The organism is Rhizobium sp. WYCCWR 11146 (assembly GCF_013591995.1).
Lineage (GTDB): Bacteria > Pseudomonadota > Alphaproteobacteria > Rhizobiales > Rhizobiaceae > Rhizobium > Rhizobium indicum.
In genome coordinates this window covers 465,762-484,544 of record NZ_JACCEY010000019.1, presented here as the reverse complement: position 1 = coordinate 484,544, position 18,783 = coordinate 465,762, and the positions used below count along the sequence as shown (strand labels likewise).

Annotated in this window: 18 protein-coding genes and 1 tRNA gene; 12 read left to right on the top strand and 7 right to left on the bottom strand. The window is 61.0% G+C overall.

Translation table 11 applies throughout. From position 1 onward, the window contains the following. Positions 1 to 45: 45 nt before the first annotated feature. From HX899_RS15475 to HX899_RS15460, 4 genes are all read left to right on the top strand, one after another. Positions 46 to 1,023: a TRAP transporter substrate-binding protein gene (locus tag HX899_RS15475; protein WP_138331715.1), complete on the top strand. Its 978-nt coding sequence runs from the start codon at positions 46 to 48 to the stop codon at positions 1,021 to 1,023. Between the two features lie 148 nt (positions 1,024 to 1,171). Then, on the top strand, positions 1,172 to 1,750 hold the full coding sequence (locus HX899_RS15470; RefSeq protein ID WP_138331716.1) for a TRAP transporter small permease: 579 nt from the start codon (positions 1,172 to 1,174) through the stop codon (positions 1,748 to 1,750). 4 nt (positions 1,751 to 1,754) lie between these two features. Next, positions 1,755 to 3,035, top strand: coding sequence for a TRAP transporter large permease (locus HX899_RS15465; protein WP_029871070.1), 1,281 nt, complete (start codon positions 1,755 to 1,757; stop codon positions 3,033 to 3,035). 9 nt (positions 3,036 to 3,044) lie between these two features. Further along, on the top strand, positions 3,045 to 3,818 hold the full coding sequence (locus tag HX899_RS15460; RefSeq protein ID WP_138331717.1) for a FadR/GntR family transcriptional regulator: 774 nt from the start codon (positions 3,045 to 3,047) through the stop codon (positions 3,816 to 3,818). A 30-nt stretch (positions 3,819 to 3,848) separates the two neighbouring features. Here HX899_RS15460 and HX899_RS15455 read toward each other — a convergent pair whose 3' ends face one another. After that, positions 3,849 to 5,021: a GTP-binding protein gene (locus tag HX899_RS15455; protein WP_181292778.1), complete on the bottom strand. Its 1,173-nt coding sequence runs from the start codon at positions 5,019 to 5,021 to the stop codon at positions 3,849 to 3,851. A 19-nt stretch (positions 5,022 to 5,040) separates the two neighbouring features. Next, a complete protein-coding gene (locus HX899_RS15450; RefSeq protein ID WP_180194798.1) occupies positions 5,041 to 6,174 on the bottom strand; it encodes a D-alanyl-D-alanine carboxypeptidase family protein in 1,134 nt (377 codons plus the stop codon). Between the two features lie 158 nt (positions 6,175 to 6,332). Here HX899_RS15450 and HX899_RS15445 point away from each other — a divergent pair, with 158 nt between their 5' ends. From HX899_RS15445 to eat, 5 genes are all read left to right on the top strand, one after another. Beyond that, complete coding sequence (locus HX899_RS15445) at positions 6,333 to 7,496, top strand: M20 aminoacylase family protein (RefSeq protein ID WP_138331720.1); 1,164 nt, start codon at positions 6,333 to 6,335, stop codon at positions 7,494 to 7,496. A gap of 54 nt (positions 7,497 to 7,550) precedes the next feature. Beyond that, positions 7,551 to 7,627, top strand: a tRNA-Arg gene (locus HX899_RS15440). Positions 7,628 to 8,205: 578 nt separating this feature from the next. Further along, on the top strand, positions 8,206 to 9,603 hold the full coding sequence (locus tag HX899_RS15435; RefSeq protein ID WP_181292777.1) for an ethanolamine ammonia-lyase subunit EutB: 1,398 nt from the start codon (positions 8,206 to 8,208) through the stop codon (positions 9,601 to 9,603). Then, on the top strand, positions 9,600 to 10,346 hold the full coding sequence (gene eutC / locus HX899_RS15430) for an ethanolamine ammonia-lyase subunit EutC (protein ID WP_181292776.1): 747 nt from the start codon (positions 9,600 to 9,602) through the stop codon (positions 10,344 to 10,346). The genes HX899_RS15435 and eutC overlap by 4 nt, the downstream gene beginning before the upstream one ends. 26 nt (positions 10,347 to 10,372) lie before the next feature. Continuing rightward, positions 10,373 to 11,737 (top strand): ethanolamine permease, encoded by a 1,365-nt coding sequence (gene eat / locus HX899_RS15425; protein WP_171600154.1) that lies wholly within the window; start codon positions 10,373 to 10,375, stop codon positions 11,735 to 11,737. Between the two features lie 158 nt (positions 11,738 to 11,895). Here the strand turns inward: eat and HX899_RS15420 are convergent, their stop codons facing one another. Then, positions 11,896 to 12,414 carry a DUF2937 family protein gene (locus HX899_RS15420; protein ID WP_180194801.1) on the bottom strand — a complete coding sequence of 173 codons (519 nt, stop codon included), beginning with the start codon at positions 12,412 to 12,414 and terminating at the stop codon, positions 11,896 to 11,898. 147 nt (positions 12,415 to 12,561) lie between these two features. On the opposite strand from HX899_RS15420, the gene HX899_RS15415 reads away from it, so the two are divergent. Together HX899_RS15415 and HX899_RS15410 are read left to right on the top strand one after the other, a co-directional pair. Further along, positions 12,562 to 12,804 (top strand): hypothetical protein, encoded by a 243-nt coding sequence (locus tag HX899_RS15415; protein ID WP_181292775.1) that lies wholly within the window; start codon positions 12,562 to 12,564, stop codon positions 12,802 to 12,804. Between the two features lie 119 nt (positions 12,805 to 12,923). After that, the gene (locus HX899_RS15410; RefSeq protein ID WP_003543398.1) at positions 12,924 to 13,076 is read left to right on the top strand and encodes a hypothetical protein; all 153 of its coding nucleotides are present in this window, start codon (positions 12,924 to 12,926) and stop codon (positions 13,074 to 13,076) included. Between the two features lie 75 nt (positions 13,077 to 13,151). Here the strand turns inward: HX899_RS15410 and HX899_RS15405 are convergent, their stop codons facing one another. Together HX899_RS15405 and HX899_RS15400 are read right to left on the bottom strand one after the other, a co-directional pair. Next, positions 13,152 to 13,442, bottom strand: coding sequence for a BON domain-containing protein (locus HX899_RS15405; protein WP_180194803.1), 291 nt, complete (start codon positions 13,440 to 13,442; stop codon positions 13,152 to 13,154). 63 nt (positions 13,443 to 13,505) lie between these two features. After that, positions 13,506 to 14,156 (bottom strand): hypothetical protein, encoded by a 651-nt coding sequence (locus tag HX899_RS15400; RefSeq protein WP_138331727.1) that lies wholly within the window; start codon positions 14,154 to 14,156, stop codon positions 13,506 to 13,508. A 357-nt stretch (positions 14,157 to 14,513) separates the two neighbouring features. Here HX899_RS15400 and dxr point away from each other — a divergent pair, with 357 nt between their 5' ends. Next, positions 14,514 to 15,704 carry a 1-deoxy-D-xylulose-5-phosphate reductoisomerase gene (dxr, locus tag HX899_RS15395; RefSeq protein ID WP_171600155.1) on the top strand — a complete coding sequence of 397 codons (1,191 nt, stop codon included), beginning with the start codon at positions 14,514 to 14,516 and terminating at the stop codon, positions 15,702 to 15,704. Positions 15,705 to 15,760: 56 nt separating this feature from the next. Here the strand turns inward: dxr and HX899_RS15390 are convergent, their stop codons facing one another. Together HX899_RS15390 and HX899_RS15385 are read right to left on the bottom strand one after the other, a co-directional pair. After that, positions 15,761 to 16,834 (bottom strand): ABC transporter ATP-binding protein, encoded by a 1,074-nt coding sequence (locus tag HX899_RS15390; RefSeq protein WP_181292774.1) that lies wholly within the window; start codon positions 16,832 to 16,834, stop codon positions 15,761 to 15,763. A gap of 24 nt (positions 16,835 to 16,858) precedes the next feature. Continuing rightward, positions 16,859 to 18,781, bottom strand: coding sequence for a glycoside hydrolase family 127 protein (locus HX899_RS15385; RefSeq protein WP_181292773.1), 1,923 nt, complete (start codon positions 18,779 to 18,781; stop codon positions 16,859 to 16,861). Positions 18,782 to 18,783: the final 2 nt, after the last annotated feature.

Genomic DNA, 18,783 nt, shown 5'->3' with positions numbered 1-18,783 from the left:
ATACCGACTCTGAGAATTCATCGTCATGCAAAACGGGAGGAGAGCATGAAAAATTTCGTTAAACTGGCGGCCGGTCTTATGGTTGCCGCTTCATTCATGAGTGGCGCGGCCAGCGCTCAAACGGTGCTGAAATCGTCCGATACGCATCCGGACGGCTATCCGACAGTCGAGGGCGTCAAATATTTCGGCGAGCTCTTGAAGGAGCGGACGCAGGGCCGCTATTCCCTCGAAGTCTATCATTCCGCCCAGCTCGGCGAGGAGAAAGACACGATCGAGCAGGTGCGCTCCGGCGTAATCGAGCTCAATCGCGTGTCAATGGCGCCCTTCAACGGCACGGTGAAGGAATCGATCGTTCCGGCTTTGCCCTATATCTTCCGTTCGGAAGAGCACATGCACAAGGTCATGGACGGCGCCATCGGCGACCAGATCAAGAAGGCGTTCGAACCGGCCGGTCTCGTGGTGCTTGCCTTCTACGATGCCGGCGCGCGCTCGTTCTACAACAAAACGAAGCCGATCAATTCGGTTGCCGATATGAAAGGTCTGAAGTTCCGCGTTATCCAGTCCGATATCTTCGTCGACATGGTGGCGGCCCTCGGCGCCAATGCCACGCCGATGCCCTATGGAGAAGTCTACTCGGGGATCGAAACGGGCGTTATCGACGGCGCGGAAAACAACTTCCCGAGCTACGACACCGCCAAGCACGCCGAAGTAGCGAAGAACTACTCGCTCGACGAGCATACGATCCTGCCGGAGGTGTTCGTCATGAACAAGGCGGCGTTCGACAAGCTGACGCCTGAGGATCAGGCGGTCTTCAAACAGGCAGCCAAGGACAGCGTCGCCAAGCAGCGCGAGCTGTGGTCAGCCAAGGTCACTGAATCGCGCGCCAATGTCGAAAAGCTCGGCGCCCAGATCAGCACGCCGGACAAACAGGGGTTCATCGACGCCATGGCCCCGGTTTATGAAAAGCACGTGAAAGACGACGTGCTGAAGAAGATGGTCGAGGATGTAAAGGCTGTGCAATAGCCATAGCTTGCCTTCCTTTTTTGCGGAAAGCGGCGTCGGTTATCGGGGTGGACAGGTATCGCCACCCCGGTTCACCCGCCGTTTCGTGCACATCTTTCTCGATCCTCCCGACAAGGGAGAGTGAGCGCCCAATTTCGACGAGGCCCTTATGTCGAACAACCTGACACCCGTCGTCAATTCTCTGACACGCCTGAGCAACGCCGCCCTTTGGCTCGCGGGCACCGGCTTGGTGCTGATGACGGTCTTTGTCGCCTGGCAGGTATTTTGCCGCTATGTGCTGAACGACTCGCCGAGTTGGACGGAGCCGGGCTCGGTCATGCTGATGAGCTGGTTCATCTTCCTCGGCGCCGCCGTCGGCATCCGGGAGAATAATCATCTTGGTTTCGACGTGCTGCTCTATGTGCTGCCGAAATCCGGCAAGCGCGTCCTGCGCATGATCTCGGACGTCGTCATTCTCGCCTTTGGCGCCGGCATGGTCTGGTACGGCGGCGCGCTCATAAGCCTGACCTGGAACACAACCTTGCCGTCGCTGGGTATTTCCGGCGCGTTCGACTATCTGCCGCTCGCAGGCGGCGGCGTGCTTGCCGTCGTCTTCTCGCTGGAGCGCATCGTGCTCCGCCTCGCCGGCGAACCGATTGACGATGCGTTGGATGAGATTCTGCCGGCGGAAATCGCCGTCGAGATCGAAAACATCAATGCCGATCCGAACGTCAAATTGAAGGTGTAGCGCGATGGAACTCTGGATCCTGTTCGGTGTTTTCACCACCCTGATGCTGATAGGCACGCCGATCGCCTTCTGCCTCGGCGTCGCCAGCTTCGCCACGGTGCTCTACATGGGCCTGCCGCCGCTGGTCATCTTCCAGCGGCTGAATTCCGGCATGAGCGTATTTTCGCTCCTCGCCATCCCTTTCTTCATCTACGCTGGCGACCTGATGGTGCGCGGCGGCATCGCCAGCCGCATCGTCGCCTTCGCCGCATCACTGGTCGGCCACGTGCGCGGCGGCCTCGGCCAGGTCAACATCGTCACCGCCACGCTGTTCGGCGGCATCTCCGGTTCGGCCGTGGCAGAAGCCGCAGCCGTCGGCGGCCTGATGATCCCGCAGATGAAGCAGCGCGGCTATGGCGCCGATTATGCGGTGAACGTCACGTCAATGGCAGCGCTGATCGCGCTGCTCCTGCCGCCCTCCCACAACATGATCATCTATTCGATCTCTGCCGGCGGCAAGATCTCCATCGCCGACCTGTTCACCGCCGGCGTGTTACCCGGACTATTGCTTGCGGTCGCGCTCATGGTGACGGCCTACATCGTTGCGCGCTCGCGCGGCTATCCGACAGAGCCCTTTCCGGGCTTTGTCATGGTGGCTCATTTGTTCGCCGTCGCACTGCCCGGGCTTCTGCTGATCGCCATCATCTTCGGCGGGGTGAGGTCCGGCGTCTTCACCGCGACGGAAAGCTCTTGCATCGCGGTGCTCTACGCGCTGCTGATAACTCTCCTGGTCTACCGGCAGATGAGTTGGAGAGACTTCGTTCACGCCACACAGGGTGCCGTGCGCACGACGGCAATGGTGCTTTTGATTATCGGCACAGCTGCCGCCTTCTCCTGGTTGATGGCCTTCCTGAAGGTGCCTGCCTCGCTGGTGATCTGGATGAAGAGCGTCGCCGACGATCCGCTGACGGTGCTGCTCCTGCTGAATGTCCTCATGCTTGTGCTCGGCACTTTTATGGACATGGGGCCGACCATCATTATCTGCACGCCGATCTTCCTGCCGGTTGCCCAGGCCTACGGTGTCGACCCGGTGCATTTCGGCGTGATCATGATCCTGAATTTCGGCATCGGGCTGAACACGCCTCCAGTCGGCGCGGTGCAATTCGTGGCTTGTGCAGTCGGCAAGATCACGGTCTGGGAGGCCATGCGCTCGATCTGGCCGTTCTACGGTGCGGGCATCGTGGTGCTCGGGCTGGTCACCTACATCCCGGCGATTTCACTGTGGCTGCCGAGCGTGTTCAAATAGGAGTGCGACATGGCGACCGACACAGCCGTAGACTTCAGGGTCGAGCGAAGACCGAAACTCTCCGAAGGCGTCGTTTCGGCCATCCGCGCTCAGGTCGTGTCCGGAGTGTACGCGCCCGGCCAAAAGCTGCCGACGGAGATCCGGATGGGCGAACTCTTCGGCGTCAGCCGCACCGTTGTCCGCGAGGCGATTGCAACCCTTGCCGCCGACGGCCTCGTCGAGGCGCGGCAAGGCGCCGGCGTCTTCGTCAAGAACCATCCGACGATTGCCTTCGGTTCGATCAGCGCCGATGTCGGCAACAAGGTTTCCCATGCACTCAACATAATCGAGGTGCGCATGGGGCTGGAAATCGAGAGCGCAGGGCTTGCTGCACTACGGCGCAATGCAGCTCAGGAAGCGCAGATTCAGGAAGCATTCTTCGAATTCGACCGGCTGCTCGAGCGCGGTGAAGCAACCGGCAAAAGCGACTTCGCCTTCCACCGAGAAATCGCGGCTGCCACCAATAACTCATATTATGTCGAAGTTCTCGATGCGCTTGGCCTGCGGGCCATCCCCTGCGACGTCGCCTCGCCTTGGGGTACAGATAGCACCCTGTCGCGTGACTATCAGGAGGGCCTGCAGCGCGAGCATTTGGCGATTTTGAAGGCGATTTCTGCCGGGGACCCGGAAGCCGCCCGCGCCGCCATGCGCGCCCATCTGGCGGCAAGCCAGGAGCGCTATCGCAGCCTTCTCAGCGGCCAGCAGGCCAAGTGGCTTTCAAGTATCCTTAAACGCAAGACCTGAAGAAAATCGCGCAACAACAAAACCAACGGTTTAAATCCGCATGCCGGGAATGGCGAGCGGATTGTCCGACAGCGCCGCACGATCGGGCATATCGATGCGCGGCTTGCCGAGGAAGGCGTCGAAGAGATCCTTCACGAAGGCTTCCGGCAGATCGCGCGTGATCAGCACCATGCGCGTGCGCCGGTCTTCCCCCGGCCAGGCGGGAAGCCGCACCGGCGGGTGGAAGATGCTCTGCACCCCGTGCAGCACCAGCGGCCGATCCGGCCGGTCGGAGACGGACACGATCGCCTTCATCCTCAACAGCTTCTCGCCATGGGCCGAACGCAGAAGATCGATGAACATCTCAAGCGCCATCGGATCGATCGGCTTTTCCTCGATGATCGAGAAAGAGCGGATCGAGGCATCGTGACGATTGACGTCGTGCGGATCCTGATGCGCGTGCCCCTGTTCACCAAGATGGTGATGATCATGATGGTGGTGACCATGGTGATGGTGATCGCCATCATGATCATGATGATGATGCGCCTCGTGTGCATCCTCGTCCTGCAGCCAGCGGCCGACATCGGCGATCTTCGTCGCCGGATCGTAGAGCCCGTTGACCAGCACCGCGGCACTACCCGCCTGGGCGCTGTCGGCATCCATCATCGTCGCGCGCGGATTGAGCGCCCGCAGCCGCTTTTCCAGCCCGTCTTTTGCCTCGGCCATCGTCTTTTTCGAGACGATCAGCCGGTCCGCGACCGCCGCCTGCTTGCGCGCTTCCTCGTGATTGTCGAGCGTCTGTAGCCCATTCACCGCGTCCACGACGGTAACGACGCCATCGAGCTCGAAATTCGTGGCGATGACAGGATTGCCCATGATCGCCTGCATGACCGGTGAAGGATCGGCAAGACCGGTCGTCTCGATGACGACGCGCTTGACCGGTTTGACGCGGCCCGTCTGCACGGCGTCCATCAGGTTCGCGAGCGTATCGACAAGCTCGCCGCGCACGGTGCAGCAGAGGCAGCCATCGGACAGCTCGATGATCGAATCGCCGGAACTTTCGACCAGAAGATGATCGATGCCGACATCGCCGAATTCGTTGATGATGACGGCCGCATCCTTCATGACAGGATCTTTGAGGATGCGGTTGAGCAGCGTCGATTTGCCGGCGCCGAGAAAGCCGGTCAGGATGGTGACCGGAATCCTGTCGTTGAGCGCGCTCATGTCATTTTACCTTAAAAGCTTAGAAGGATGTCGGGCGCGGCATCGGCACCGGCACGTTGGCAATCGCTCCCGCCGTATCGCCCCGCGCCATTTTTTCCGGCTGCGCGGCCGGCTGCGGATCCTGGCCCGGAATGAGGCCGGCAAAGACGAATTGCGGATCGTGATCCATCGGCTGGATATAGGGTGACTGTACCTTCATGCGGCCGACTTCGTCTCGCGTTTCGCTGCGCACCTTGGCGCCCTTGGCGCTACAGATATCGGCACTGATGTCGGTCACCTGGTCCTGTCCCGACCCGTAGGGTCTCAGCGAACCTAATGTGTCGTTGCTGGCAGGCTGGGTGGTGAAGCCCTTCTGCAAAAGATTCGCCGTCGCATCGGCGCGGGCTGCAAGGCTGTCGGTGCCGAGCACGACGGAGACCAGCGTGCGGCCATTGCGCGTCGCCGAACCGATCTGGTTGAAGCCCGAGGCACAGATGAAGCCGGTCTTCATGCCGTCGGCGCCGGCGAAACGACCGATCAGCATGTTGAGGCTCGGCACGTTCTGCTGGCCGTTGGTGAAACCCTCCAGCGAGAAGTAGCCGGCATATTGCGGAAAATCGCGGCGCAGCGCCACCGTCAGCACCGCAAGGTCGCGCGCCGTCGTATACTGGCCCTTGCCGGGCAAGCCGTTCGGATTGACGAAGTGCGAATCCGTCATGCCGAGCTTCAGCGCCTCGCCGTTCATCCGCGTCACGAAGCCTTCCTGCGTACCGCCGATGGCTTCGGCGACCGCGACAGCCACATCGTTCGCCGACTTGACCAGTAGGATCTTCAATGCGCTGTCGAGCGTCAGTTTCTGGCCTGGTTTGAAATACATCTTGGCGGCCGGCTGCGCGGCGGCGCGTTTGCTGATGACGACGGGCGTATCAAGGCTGATCTGACCGGCGCGGATCGCATCGAACACGGTATAGACGGTCATCAGCTTGGTCAGCGAGGCCGGATACCATTTGCGGAAGGCTTCTTCATGCTCGAGCACGCGGCCGGTCTGCACATCGACGAGAATATGCGGATTGGCCTGGGCCAGCGGAACGGAGGCCAGAAAAACGGCCGTCGCCGCTGACGCGAAAGAAAGCGGCCGCAAGGCAGCAAACAAACGGAAGTGGCTCGTCGACACGGTTCGTCCTTCGGATATCAGGAAAATCTCGAAATCTTCCCCTATTTAGCCTATATGGCTATGACATGGCAAAGGTCATTGACTAAGTAATTTCCGTGAGCCTCACACCCTTGTGATGCGATGAAAGATTGTCGAGATTTCATAACAGGAACGCCGATATGCCGATTTTGAACAGAGCCGCGGAGTTGCAGGACGAGGTCGCCGAATGGCGCCGCCACATCCACGCTCGGCCCGAACTCCTCTTCGCGGTGGAAAACACGGCCGCCTTCGTCGCCGAAAAACTCAAGGAATTCGGCGTCGACGAGATCGTCACCGGCATCGGCCGAACCGGTGTCGTCGGCCTGATCAAGGGCAAGGGCGAAGGCCGCCGCACGGTCGGCCTGCGCGCCGACATGGATGCTCTGCCGCTCACCGAAATCACCGGCAAACCCTGGGCTTCGAAGACGCCGGGCAAGATGCATGCCTGCGGCCATGACGGCCACACCGCCATGCTGCTCGGCGCCGCAAAATACCTGGCCGAGACCCGCAACTTCAACGGCAATGTCGCTGTTATCTTCCAGCCCGCAGAAGAAGGCGGCGGCGGCGGCAATCTGATGGTCAAGGACGGCATGATGGAGCGCTTCGATATCGAAGAGGTCTACGGCATGCACAACCTGCCGGGCCTACCGGTCGGCCAGTTCGCCACCCGCAAGGGCGCCATCATGGCGGCGACCGATGAATTCACCGTCACCGTCAAGGGCCGCGGTGGCCACGCCGCCCAGCCGCATAAGACGATCGACCCGATCGCCATCGGCGCCCAGATCATCGCCAATCTGCAGATGATCGCCTCGCGCAGCGCTGATCCGCTGCGCTCGGTCGTCGTCTCGGTGACCAAGTTCAATGCCGGCTTCGCCCATAACGTCATTCCGAACGATGCGACCTTCGCCGGTACGGTCCGCACCCTCGACCCCGAGGTGCGCACGCTCGCCGAGACGCGGTTCCGGCAGATCATCGAGGGCCTGGTCGCGGCCCACGGCGCCGAGGCCGAAATCAGCTTCCACCGCAACTACCCCGTTACCGTCAACCACCCGGATGAGACGGAGCATGCGGTCGCCACCGCCAGCGCCATCGCCGGCGAAGGCAACGTCAACGCCGAGATCGATCCGATGATGGGCGGCGAGGATTTCTCCTACATGCTGAACGCCCGGCCCGGCGCCTTCATCTTCATCGGCAACGGCGACAGCGCCGGCCTCCACAACCCGGCCTACGACTTCAACGACGAAGCCATCGCCCACGGCATCTCCTACTGGGTCCGCCTCGCCGAACAGCGCCTCGGCCTCTGACAACAATTAAGGCTTGGCTTCCCGCCAAGCCTTTTGTATGCATGGCACTCAAGTGGTCCCGTAGCTCAGCAGGATAGAGCACCAGATTCCTAATCTGGGGGTCGCGCGTTCGAATCGCGCCGGGATCACCAGTCAATCAGATGCTTATCTCGATAGAACGCACGTTCCTGCAGACATGCAAGAACGCAATAACGACGTCATGAGAAACCGGCCTTTGATTGGCAGTAGCGAGGCCGAGTGTCGCGTTGAGGCCGCATGACCAAGCTCTTCGGGCCGAGGAAATTGGGCGATCGATTAGACTCGTTCAACTGGCTAGTTTTTCAACATCGGCGTCGATCCACGGTCAGTTCGTTCATGGTTGACGATCGCGTCTCAGCGCAGACTGCCCCACCGAAAAAGCACTCGGGCCAGAACCACTGGATCAGGACGATCAACGAATATATTCGAAATCGGTGTGGAGCCGGGCGCAAATCTGCGCACATCGGAGCATGCTATCGTAAAGTGGATACAACCACGCTAGCGAATTAGCTACCCTAAATTGAAAACAGTCTCTGCGATAGCCGCGCGCAGGCAGGCCTCATGGTCCAGCCATGCGAGGTCCTTGGCACGGCTGCCTCGGCATCCCAGCCCATAAAGAATGGCACGCTTCTTGCCTTGCTTGACGTAGAGCCGAGCATACTCGGCGGAAGCCCCCGACGGCCAGGAGCAGATGACAACATATTTGATCGTTCTAGGACGCGAACGCCATGTCTTTCAGGATCTGAAATCGGTATTGGCTTGCGCTTCGCCGCTGAAATCAGGTGACGTGCTGGCCGGGATCGCAGCGTCAAGCAACGAGCGGCGGGTGGCCGCCCGCTACCTGCTCGCGGATATGCCTCTCAAAACTTTCCTGGAGGATCTCGTCATCCCATACGAGGTCGACGAGGTCAGCCGACTGATCGTCGACCGCCATGATTGGATGGCATTCGCGTCGGTATCTCATATGACGGTCGGTGAGTTTCGCGATTGGCTTCTCTCTTATGACGCGACCGCCGAAAAACTGCTTGCCATTGCACCAGGCCTCACGCCCGAAATGGTCGCGGCGGTCTCCAAGATCATGCGCAACCATGATCTGATCACCGTCGCCGGCAAATGTAAGGTGGTCACGGCCTTTCGTTCCACGATCGGTCTCGCCGGCCGACTATCGAGCCGTCTTCAGCCCAATCATCCCACCGATGATCCTGAAGGCGTTGCCGGCTCGACGCTCGACGGACTTCTTTATGGGATCGGCGATGCGGTGATCGGCATCAACCCGGCTACCGACAATCTTGAGGCCTGCACAAGATTGATGGTTCTTTTCGACCGGCTGCGCGAACGGTTCGAGATCCCGACCCAATCCTGCGTGTTGACCCATGTCACCACGTCAATCAAGGCGATCGAGGCTGGAGCGCCGCTCGATCTGGTGTTCCAGTCAATCGCCGGCTCGGAAGCCGCTAACAAGGGTTTCGGCGTCGATCTCGCCGTCCTCAGGGAAGGTCAGCAGGCAGCACTTTCCATGAAACGCGGCACGGTCGGAAACAATGTCATGTATCTGGAGACCGGCCAGGGCAGCGCTCTCTCGGCGGACGCCCATCACGGAGTCGACGAACAGACGATTGAGACGCGGGCCTATGCCGTTGCACGTGAACTCAATCCGTTGCTCGTCAATACGGTGGTCGGCTTCATTGGCCCCGAATACCTTTTCGACGCCAAGCAAATTATCCGCGCCGGGCTCGAAGATCACTTCTGCGGCAAACTGCTTGGCGTGCCGATGGGGGTCGACGTCTGCTACACGAACCACGCCGAAGCGGACCAGGACGATATGGACAATCTGATGGTGTTGCTGACTGTCGCGGGCGTCAGTTTTCTCATCGCGGTGCCCGGCGCCGATGACGTCATGCTCAATTATCAGAGCCTTTCCTACCACGATATTGTCGGCCTCAGGCACCAGTTCAATCGCCCGCCCGCCCCAGAATTCGAAGCCTGGCTCCACCGCATGGGCATGCTTGATCAGACGGGTCGTCTTGCACCGGCCAGCGCCTCGGGCGCCTTCTCCCGCAATCTCTTGAGCTACAGGGCATCGGCATGAATTCCATCGAACCAGATCCGTTTGCGCGGTTCCGCAATGCCACACGCGCCCGGATTGGGCTTGGCAGGGCGGGCGACGCCTTGCCGACATCGGCAATCCTCGACTTCCAGCTCGCCCATGCCCGGGCGCGCGATGCCGTGCATGGTCAAGTGGATTTTGTCGCCCTCGCTAAGGCACTTGCGCCCGTGGCTACGGTCCGGATTCGCTCTCGCGCCAAAGACCGCACGATCTATCTGGCGCGTCCGGATCTCGGCCGTCAGACCCATGCAGCCGATCTGCCAGGCCCAGGCGATCGTTATGATATCGCCTTCATCATCGCAGACGGACTTTCGGCCTCGGCGGTCGAGCACCACGCGGTGCCGCTGTTTAAGGCATGCATGAAGCGTCTCGGCGACTTCAGCGTCGCCCCGGTGATATTGGGCGAGCAGGCGCGTGTGGCATTTGGTGATGAGGCGGCGGCGGCGTTTGGCGCAGAAGTTGCCATCGTGCTGATCGGCGAGAGGCCGGGGCTAAGCGTGCCTGACAGCCTCGGCGCCTACATCACGTTCCGTCCGCAATCGGGACGGCGTGACAGCGAGCGCAACTGTATTTCAAATATTCATGCCGACGGGCTCGGCTACGAGGTCGCAGCCGACAAGATCGTTTGGATCGTCCGGGAGGCGCTTCGCTTGCAGCTGACCGGTGTCGATCTCAAGGAAAATGCCGAAGGCGCCATAGAAGCGCTGCCACACCAAGAAGCATAGTTCAATTTACAAAAAGGGGAACAATCATGTCAAATTCGCAACCGACGCTCGCCAAAAGCCTGACCGGGCTGCACTTATGGGGACTTGCCGTCGGCCTCGTCATCTCCGGCGAATATTTCGGCTGGAGCTATGGCTGGGCGGCTGCCGGCACACTCGGCTTCTTGATCACCACGATCCTGATCGCCGTGATGTACACCACCTTTATCTTTTCCTTCACGGAGTTGACGACGGCTATTCCCCATGCGGGCGGCCCTTTTGCCTATGCGCTCAGGGCTTTCGGGCCGCTCGGCGGCTTCGTTGCGGGCTTTGCAACACTGGTGGAATTCGTCTTCGCCCCTCCGGCCATCGCGCTCGCCATCGGCGCCTATCTCAATGTGCAGTTCCCGGGGCTTGATCCGAAAATGGCGGCCGTCGGCGCCTATATCATTTTCATGGCGCTCAATATTGTCGGAGTTACCATCGCGGCAACCTTCGAACTCTTTATCACCGTTCTGGCGATTGCCGAATTGCTGATCTTTATGGGTGTCGTCGCGCCGGGCTTCTCTTTTGCCAATTTCGCGGCCAATGGCTGGGCTGGCGCCCCTGAATTCTCGGTTGGTGCCATTGGAGGCATCTTTGCCGCCATTCCATTTGCCATCTGGTTTTTCCTGGCGATCGAAGGCGCGGCGATGGCGGCTGAAGAGACCAAGAACCCCACCCGCACCGTTCCCATTGCCTATATTGCGGGTATTCTGACACTCGTCTTCCTCGCCTTCGGCACCATGATCTTCGCCGGTGGCGTCGGCGACTGGCGTACGCTGTCCAATATCAACGATCCGCTACCGCAGGCGATGAAGGCGGTCGTGGGCGAATCCTCCGGTTGGCTGCATATGCTGGTCTGGATCGGCCTGTTCGGCCTGATTGCTTCCTTTCACGGCATCATCATGGGCTATTCCAGGCAGATTTTTGCGCTGGGCCGCGCCGGCTACCTCCCGGAAGTCCTTGCAAAAATCCATCCGAAATTCCGCACGCCTTATCTCGCAGTCCTTGCAGGTGGCGCCGTCGGCATCGCAGCCATCTTTTCCGACAGCCTGATCCAGATCGGAGGTTTGCCGCTAACCGCCAATATTGTCACCATGTCGGTGTTCGGCGCGATCATCATGTACATCGTCTCGATGGCGTCGCTGTTTAAGCTGCGTCAGGCCGAACCTGAACTCGCCCGACCCTTCAGGGCCTGGGGTTATCCCGTGGTGCCAGCCATTGCTCTCGGGCTCGCCCTCGTCGCGCTGGCAGCGATGATCTACTACAACTTCCTGATCTTTGTGATCTTCCTCGCGATGGGCGTGGTGGCATTCGGCATTTGGCGTTTGCTTTCAGGTGGCATCGCCAAGGAAGCGGCAGCGTCCACGTAACAAGGCTCTCTGGCCCGATCACCGGGAAAGCAACTGGACGAACCGGTTCCGATTAATATCGACGACTCCCGCCGAAGTTTGGCGGGGGTCATTTCAGCGCAAAGCTTGGCTGATATCATTGCGTTCCGGGGCCAGTGCCACGTTCGCCACCGATTGGTTCACCGCACCTGACGATGGACGCGCCGTGCCCTCGTGACCCGCCGCGCCCCCAATCCCAGCAGCGCCGCCACGACCCAGCCGCCGAGAAATCCAATCGCACCCCAGACGAGGCCGGCGAAGCTCACCGGCACCCCAGGCACGAAGTCCCGCCAGGTATTGGCGAAAACCACATCATCCGCATTCCGCATCAGCACGAACGGCTTGACGACGGGTGCGGCGGTGCCGAGGTGGAGCTGCTGCGACAGCAGCGTTTCGTAGCGCGAGATCGTGCTCTGCATCGAGACGCCGCGGTCGCGCAGGAAATCGTCGGATGATTGCGCATAGGCGCTCAGCGCCTGCTGGCGATCGAGATGGTGCTCGGCGGCCTGGGCATTGAAATCCTCGACGATGACCCGCAATTCGTCGATCGCCCCGCCGATCCGCTGGCGGTATTGCTGCGCAAATTCCGGTGCCTGCGAAAAAACCGTGCCGCCGGCAAGCCCGGCGACGATGGTGATGATCCTTGCAATCGGTCCCATGATCTATGCCTCCGGCTATCCCCTTGCGCTAACGATCCGGCGCGTCAAAGGTTTCTGCCGTCGACACAATCGGTAACTCTATGTGATTGAACCGACGGCGCTTCCGGCGAGTTGATGCCGTGACCAACTCAGAAAGAGAGGCTTGTCATGAAACAGATTATCCTTGCCTGCACGCTCGCTGCTGCGTCCATCTTTTCCGCAATGCCGTCCCAGGCAGCAAGTGTGACGATCACCACCGATGACGCGCGCCCCTACTACCGCCATTCGGACAGGCCCAATTACCGCCATGACATGAGGGCGCGCCACGTTTCCCGCGATTGCTTCACCAAGACGGAAAAGATTCGCCGTCACGGCCATACGGTCGTCAAGGAAACCCGAATCTGCCGATAAGGCAATCCATGCAGGAAAAGCCCGGCCGATCCTCCTCGGCCGGGCTTTTTCTTTCTGATCTCGCCGATGCGGAACTTCGCCATACCAGCTGCGTTTATCGCGAAACAGGAGTATTCATCATGCGTATCAAGATGACTCTTTTGGCAATCGCCTATGTCGCCGTCAGTGTCCTGCTGCTCGCCATCGCCTACCAGCCGCAGGGATCGGGCGCCGCGCAGAAAACGGATCGTCTGGCGGGCTCGTCCTTCCTCGTCGAACGCTTCGCCGGTTGATCGGCGGCTTATAGGCGACGATGTGGAAATAGTCCTCGCCCGGCAGGGTCCAGGCTCGGAGCGGCCCGCCGTTGGTTAGTGCGAGCCGTCGAGCGAGGATCCGCCAAGCAGGATCCGGTTCTGCACAGCATGCACGCCCTCGACCGCCTTGGCGACCGCGGTTGCCCGTTCGATTTCGCCCACCGTGCCGACGGTGCCGCTCAGCATGATCTGGTCGTTTTCCATCGTCACCTCGACATCCGACGCATCGATGCCGCCGGCAATCGCCAGCGCATTGGCAACGGCTGACTCGACCGTTGCGCGATTGGCGATCTCTATCTCCATCTCGGGTTCGAGCCCGTGAAATGTCTGCTCCTTGAAAACCATGATCCGTTCCTCCGTGAAAGCTTCGTAGGAAACGCTGATCGGCGGAGTTTGGTTCAGTCCCCGCTACCAGTTGACGCGATAGCGGAGATTGACACTGCCCGCCTCACCTCCCGAAAATGGATTGCTCACCGAGGCATCGAGATTGAGGTTCGGCAGAATGGTCTGGCTGACCCCTACCGTGCTCGAGAAGTCGCCGCTGGCATTGCTGACGCCTGTCCCTGCCGAAAGCGAGGTTCCCGTCCAGGGATGAATCAGCTTCAGCGCCTGCGATGCCGTCACCGAAGCCTGCCGGGCCTCGACCGCGTCATATTGCACGCTGATGGATCGGCTCGATTGCATGTCGAGCGAATCGGACAGGATCCAGCTGCGCGAGCGGCTGAGGGTCAGCGCGCCGCTGCCGCGCAGCGTATCGACGCTGACGCTGGCACCCTGCTGTGACCGGCCTGCCGGGGTAACGCTCGTTCTGCTGATCCTGCCCCAAAGCATTGCCTGTTCGGAATCGGGCAGCAGCGCCCCGCCTTTGGTCGAGGCAAGCGCGATGTCGGCGCCGGCACTCGTTTCCCATTCCGCCGGCAGGCGAAAACCCATCGTCGCTTTGTAGGACCGGTCCGAGAGCTTGGCCGGCGACCAGATCAGCAGGTCGTCTGCCCTGGCTGCGGCTGTGAGCGAGGGCAGGATGGCGAAAAGGATGCATGCTAATTTGAATGTCGTCATGAAGTACGAACGTTTTGCCTGACACAGGGCTGCGGCTCCGAAACCGAAGCAGCAGCGAACGCGATGGGGATCACGGCCAAGCCGCCCATCCCGGTTTCATCCTCGATTTAATGGTTGGCCGAAAGGCCGGCGGCACCGAGTGCCTGTTCTTCGATGGGCTCCGTAGCGCCCCGACTTGCCCTGCGACCGCGACCGGCCGCGGCGGAACCGAATCCACCAGCAATGTTATAAGGATCACATCCGGCCGCTGCTCTGTAAACCCCTCAGGGGTTGAAATCTGCTGCACTGCACACTTGCCGCCCCCCCCAAAGCCTAGTAGAGCCTGAGCCTACGAGAGAAAATTTCGCGAAATTCTACATGATGACCGGCAAAAGCGCGCCGCGGCGCCTCAGCATCTTCGGTTCGACGGGTTCGATCGGCCAGAATACACTCAATGTCGTCGATCATCTGGGCGGACGGGAGAACTTCGAAATCTCCGTGCTGACCGGCAGCGGCAATGTCGAATTGTTGGCCCGGCAGGCGAAATCATCGGGCGCGCGGCTGGCGGTGACGGCAAATGACCGGCATTACGAATCACTGAAGAGCGCACTTTCCGGCACCGGCATCGCGGTCGCTTCAGGAAAATCCGGCCTGATGGAAGCCGCGGACCGCGAAGCCGACTGGGTGATGGCGGCAATCGTCGGCACTGCTGGCCTGGCGCCCACCCTTGCCGCTGCCCGCCGCGGCGCCGATATCGCCCTTGCCAACAAGGAATGCCTGGTATCGGCCGGCGACCTGTTCATCGCAGCGATCCGGGCGGGCGGCGGCAAGCTGCTTCCGGTCGACAGCGAGCACAACGCGATTTTCCAGGTGCTGGAAGAGAACCAGCGCCACGCCGTCGAGCGGGTCATCCTGACGGCGTCGGGTGGCCCCTTCCGCACCGCCTCGCTGCGTGACATGGCGGATGTGACGGTGGAAACTGCGCGCGCCCACCCGAACTGGTCGATGGGATTGAAGATCTCGATCGACAGCGCCTCGATGTTCAACAAGGCGCTGGAGATGATCGAAGCCCGGCACCTTTTCGGTCTCAGACCCGAACAGATCGAGGTTATCTTCCATCCGCAATCGATCATTCATTCCATGGTCGGCTATACCGATGGATCGGTGCTGGCGCAGCTCGGCGCGCCGGATATGCGCACCGCCATCGGTTATGCCCTGTCCTTTCCGCGCCGGCCGAACCTGCCGGTCGAGCGGCTGGATTTCGCCAAGCTCGCCAGGCTGGATTTCGAGGCACCGGATGAGGTGCGGTTTCCGGCGCTGCGGCTCGCGCGCCTGGCGATGACGCGCGGCGGTGTTCAGGGCGCGGTGCTGAACGGCGCCAAGGAAGTGGCGCTCGAAGCCTTCATCGAAGGGCAGCTCTCCTTCCTCGCCATGGCCGAGGTCACCGAGAGGGTCATGGACGATCTGGCCGGCCTGCCGCCGGCCTCCACCATGGACGATGTCTTCGCCGCCGACAGGCAAGCCCGGCAAAGGGCGGCGGAGCTCATGACACTCGCGATCGCCGAGTGAAGTTCAGACGGGCCGATCGCCGAGTGGTCGCCCGCCTGTGATCCTGACGCCCGCGATTAGCGCAACCGGTTCCCACCCTCGTCGAACAATCGGCAATCCGACGGTTCAAACAGCAGGCTCACCTGCTCGGCCGCCGCAATACTGATCGGTGACCGATGTTCGACGGTCAGTGACTGGCCATCGGCAAGCTGGCAATAGAGATATTGCGTTCCCCCGAGATACTCTGAAAAATCCACCCTGGCCGTCAGGCTGCCTGATAGGTCGGATGCCACCTTTAGATGCTCCGGCCGCAGGCCGAGCGTCACCGCGCCACCAACCGGCCTGTCTGCCGGCGGCAGGCCGCTTTCGATCTGCCGGCCGGCGACCTCGACCAGGCCCCCCTCACCCCAGCGGGCATTGAGCAGGTTCATCCTCGGCGAGCCGATGAAGCCCGCCACGAAGGTATTCGAGGGATTCTCGTAGATTTCCCGCGGCGTTCCCGCCTGTTCGACGCGGCCGTCGCGCAGCACGACGATCTTGTCGGCGAGCGTCATCGCCTCCGTCTGGTCGTGCGTGACATAGATCATCGTGTTGCCGAGTTCGCGGTGGAGGCGGGCGATCTCGATGCGCATCGAAACGCGCAGTTCCGCATCGAGATTGGACAGCGGTTCGTCGAACAGGAAGACGTCGGGCTTGCGCACGATTGCCCGGCCGATCGCCACACGCTGCCGCTGGCCGCCGGAAAGCTGTCCCGGCCGCCGGTCGAGAAGATGGTCGATCTTCAGGATCGCGGAAGCAGCCTTGACGCGCGTCTCTATCTCCGCGGCATTGGTGCGCGCCATCTTCAAACCGAAGGCTAGGTTGTCGCGCACGCTCATATGCGGATAGAGCGCGTAGGACTGAAAGACCATGGCGATGCCGCGCTCGGATGGATCGAGATCGGTGACAACACGTCCCTTGATCTCGACCTCCCCGTCGGTCACGTCTTCCAAGCCGGCGATCATGCGAAGAAGCGTCGATTTTCCGCAGCCGGAAGGGCCGACGAAGACGACGAATTCACCCTCCGCGATCGTCAGGTCGATCCCGTGGACCACCTGCAGATTGCCATAGCTTTTTCGCACGTCCTGGAGCACGACGCTCTTGTTACCCATACCGTTCGTCATCCCCAAAAAGACCTATCTGTCCGACTGGACCCAGACGAGCATCTCTCCGGGCGCGCGGTTGTCCCAGAGATGATAGGGCACGAAACGCGCGGTGGCGACCTGCCTTTCGGCAGGCGCCTTGCGGTAGAGCGCCGTTCCCCAGTTCGATGTTTCCTCGCGCTCGACCTTGAGATCGAGGGCGACGGCATCATTGAGATCCTTCAGTAAGACGGTTTCGGCTGTGGAGAGCTCACGCGGCAGGACGATGGCGTTGAGGTCTTCGCCGTTGTCGGTCGTTTCGACGCAATAGACCAGCGGGCCGCGCATCAATGCGACGCGCCCGGCATCCTGGCGCACCTTCGGGTTGGCATATTGCGGCCGAAGCGCCAGCGGCAGGTAGAGGGCGACACGATCGCCCGCAGCCCACTCACGATCGATCCTGGCATATCCGTCCTGCATATTGGCGTTGAGATCGAGCATCTCTCCATTAACGCTGAGGGTTGCGCCTTCAGCCCAGTCCGGAATGCGCAGCGACAGTGCAAACTTCGCCGGCTTCTCCAGCTTGGTGGTAAAGGCGACGGCACCGTCCCACGGATAGTTGGTGGTCTGCTCGAGTTCGACCTCGGCGCCGTTGGCCAGCTTCAGCCTTGCGGTGCTCTCGCCATAGAGGTGCACGGCGATCTCATTGTCCGAAACGGCGTACATGTAGGAGCCGATCGAGGTCACCAGCCGGGCGATGTTGGGCGGGCAACAGGGGCAATGGTGCCACTTCCACCGGTGGTGCTTGCCGGCACTTTCGAGCGGATTGTCGTAGAAGAATGTCTTGCCGTCGGTCGAAAGCCCCGGCAGCGCGCCGTTGTAAAGCGCCTGCTCCATAATATCGGCATAGCGCCGATCCGGACCGCGGCCGAGCATGCGGCTTGCCCAGAACACCAAGCCGACCGAGGCGCAGGTCTCCGCATAGGCGGTATCGTTCGGCAGATCGAAGTAATCGGTGAAGCCTTCGTTGGAGGCCGCCGGCCCGATGCCGCCGGTGATGTACATCTGCTTGGTCGTCAGATCGTCCCAGAGCGTTTCCAGCGCTGCCGTCAGGCTATCGTCCTTGTATTCGGTGGCGATGTCGGCCATGCCCGAATAGAGGTACATGGCGCGCACCGCGTGGCCGACCACCTTCGTCTGCTCGCGCACCGGCTGGTGTGCCTGGCCATATTCATAGGTCTTCTGATGGAAGTCGGCAGCGCTCCGGCCGTCGCGAGCGGCCTCGGCCGTGAAGAAGTGCGGCTCGGTGCCGCGTTCGTTGATGAAGTATTTCGAAAGCTCGAGATATTTCGTCTCGCCGGTCACGCGGGCAAGCTTGACCAGCGCGAGCTCGACTTCCTCATGGCCGCAATAGCCTGATATCTGGCCTTCGCCATGGCCGAAAATCTTGATCATGTAATCGGCATAGCGGCACATGATGTCGAGCAGCTTGCGTTTGCCGGTCGCCTGATAATAGGCGACGGCGGCTTCCATAAGATGGCCGGCGCAATAGAGCTCATGATGGTCGCGCAGATTGGTCCAGCGGCGGTTCGGCTCGACGCGCTGGAACCAGGCGTTCAGATAGCCGTCTTCGTCCTGCAGCTTCTCATACATGTCGATGATCTCATCGGCGCGGGCCTCGAGCTTCGGGTTCGGCCGGCGATAGAGCGAATAGGCGATCGTTTCGATCGACTTGCCGAGGTCGGAATCCCAGAACATCTGCGTCGTCCCGCCCCATGGCTGAATGGGAATGACAACCCCGGGGCTCGGTTGGTTGACGTCGATCGCCTTCAGCATGCCGGCCTCGACGCAGCGGTCGAGCAGGGTCTCGGCCGTGGAATTGCAGACGGCATCCTGCCATTTTCCCCAGAAGCCGCCGAGCTCCACATCGGGAACGGCGACGGGACGAAACTGGCGGTCATTGGTTGATTTGGTCATGG

Excerpts from the sequence above, each read along its gene's own strand:
- HX899_RS15455 (WP_181292778.1), bottom strand. The coding sequence starts at position 5,021 with ATGAGCGCGCTCAACGACAGGATTCCGGTCACCATCCTGACCGGCTTT.
- HX899_RS15445 (WP_138331720.1), top strand. The coding sequence starts at position 6,333 with ATGCCGATTTTGAACAGAGCCGCGGAGTTGCAGGACGAGGTCGCCGAA.
- dxr (WP_171600155.1), top strand. The coding sequence starts at position 14,514 with ATGATGACCGGCAAAAGCGCGCCGCGGCGCCTCAGCATCTTCGGTTCG.
- HX899_RS15475 (WP_138331715.1), top strand. The coding sequence starts at position 46 with ATGAAAAATTTCGTTAAACTGGCGGCCGGTCTTATGGTTGCCGCTTCA.
- HX899_RS15465 (WP_029871070.1), top strand. The coding sequence starts at position 1,755 with ATGGAACTCTGGATCCTGTTCGGTGTTTTCACCACCCTGATGCTGATA.
- HX899_RS15405 (WP_180194803.1), bottom strand. The coding sequence starts at position 13,442 with ATGGTTTTCAAGGAGCAGACATTTCACGGGCTCGAACCCGAGATGGAG.
- HX899_RS15460 (WP_138331717.1), top strand. The coding sequence starts at position 3,045 with ATGGCGACCGACACAGCCGTAGACTTCAGGGTCGAGCGAAGACCGAAA.
- HX899_RS15435 (WP_181292777.1), top strand. The coding sequence starts at position 8,206 with ATGACAACATATTTGATCGTTCTAGGACGCGAACGCCATGTCTTTCAG.
- HX899_RS15415 (WP_181292775.1), top strand. The coding sequence starts at position 12,562 with ATGAAACAGATTATCCTTGCCTGCACGCTCGCTGCTGCGTCCATCTTT.
- HX899_RS15385 (WP_181292773.1), bottom strand. The coding sequence starts at position 18,781 with ATGACCAAATCAACCAATGACCGCCAGTTTCGTCCCGTCGCCGTTCCC.
- eat (WP_171600154.1), top strand. The coding sequence starts at position 10,373 with ATGTCAAATTCGCAACCGACGCTCGCCAAAAGCCTGACCGGGCTGCAC.
- HX899_RS15400 (WP_138331727.1), bottom strand. The coding sequence starts at position 14,156 with ATGACGACATTCAAATTAGCATGCATCCTTTTCGCCATCCTGCCCTCG.
- HX899_RS15420 (WP_180194801.1), bottom strand. The coding sequence starts at position 12,414 with ATGGGACCGATTGCAAGGATCATCACCATCGTCGCCGGGCTTGCCGGC.
- HX899_RS15470 (WP_138331716.1), top strand. The coding sequence starts at position 1,172 with ATGTCGAACAACCTGACACCCGTCGTCAATTCTCTGACACGCCTGAGC.
- HX899_RS15410 (WP_003543398.1), top strand. The coding sequence starts at position 12,924 with ATGCGTATCAAGATGACTCTTTTGGCAATCGCCTATGTCGCCGTCAGT.
- HX899_RS15390 (WP_181292774.1), bottom strand. The coding sequence starts at position 16,834 with ATGGGTAACAAGAGCGTCGTGCTCCAGGACGTGCGAAAAAGCTATGGC.
- eutC (WP_181292776.1), top strand. The coding sequence starts at position 9,600 with ATGAATTCCATCGAACCAGATCCGTTTGCGCGGTTCCGCAATGCCACA.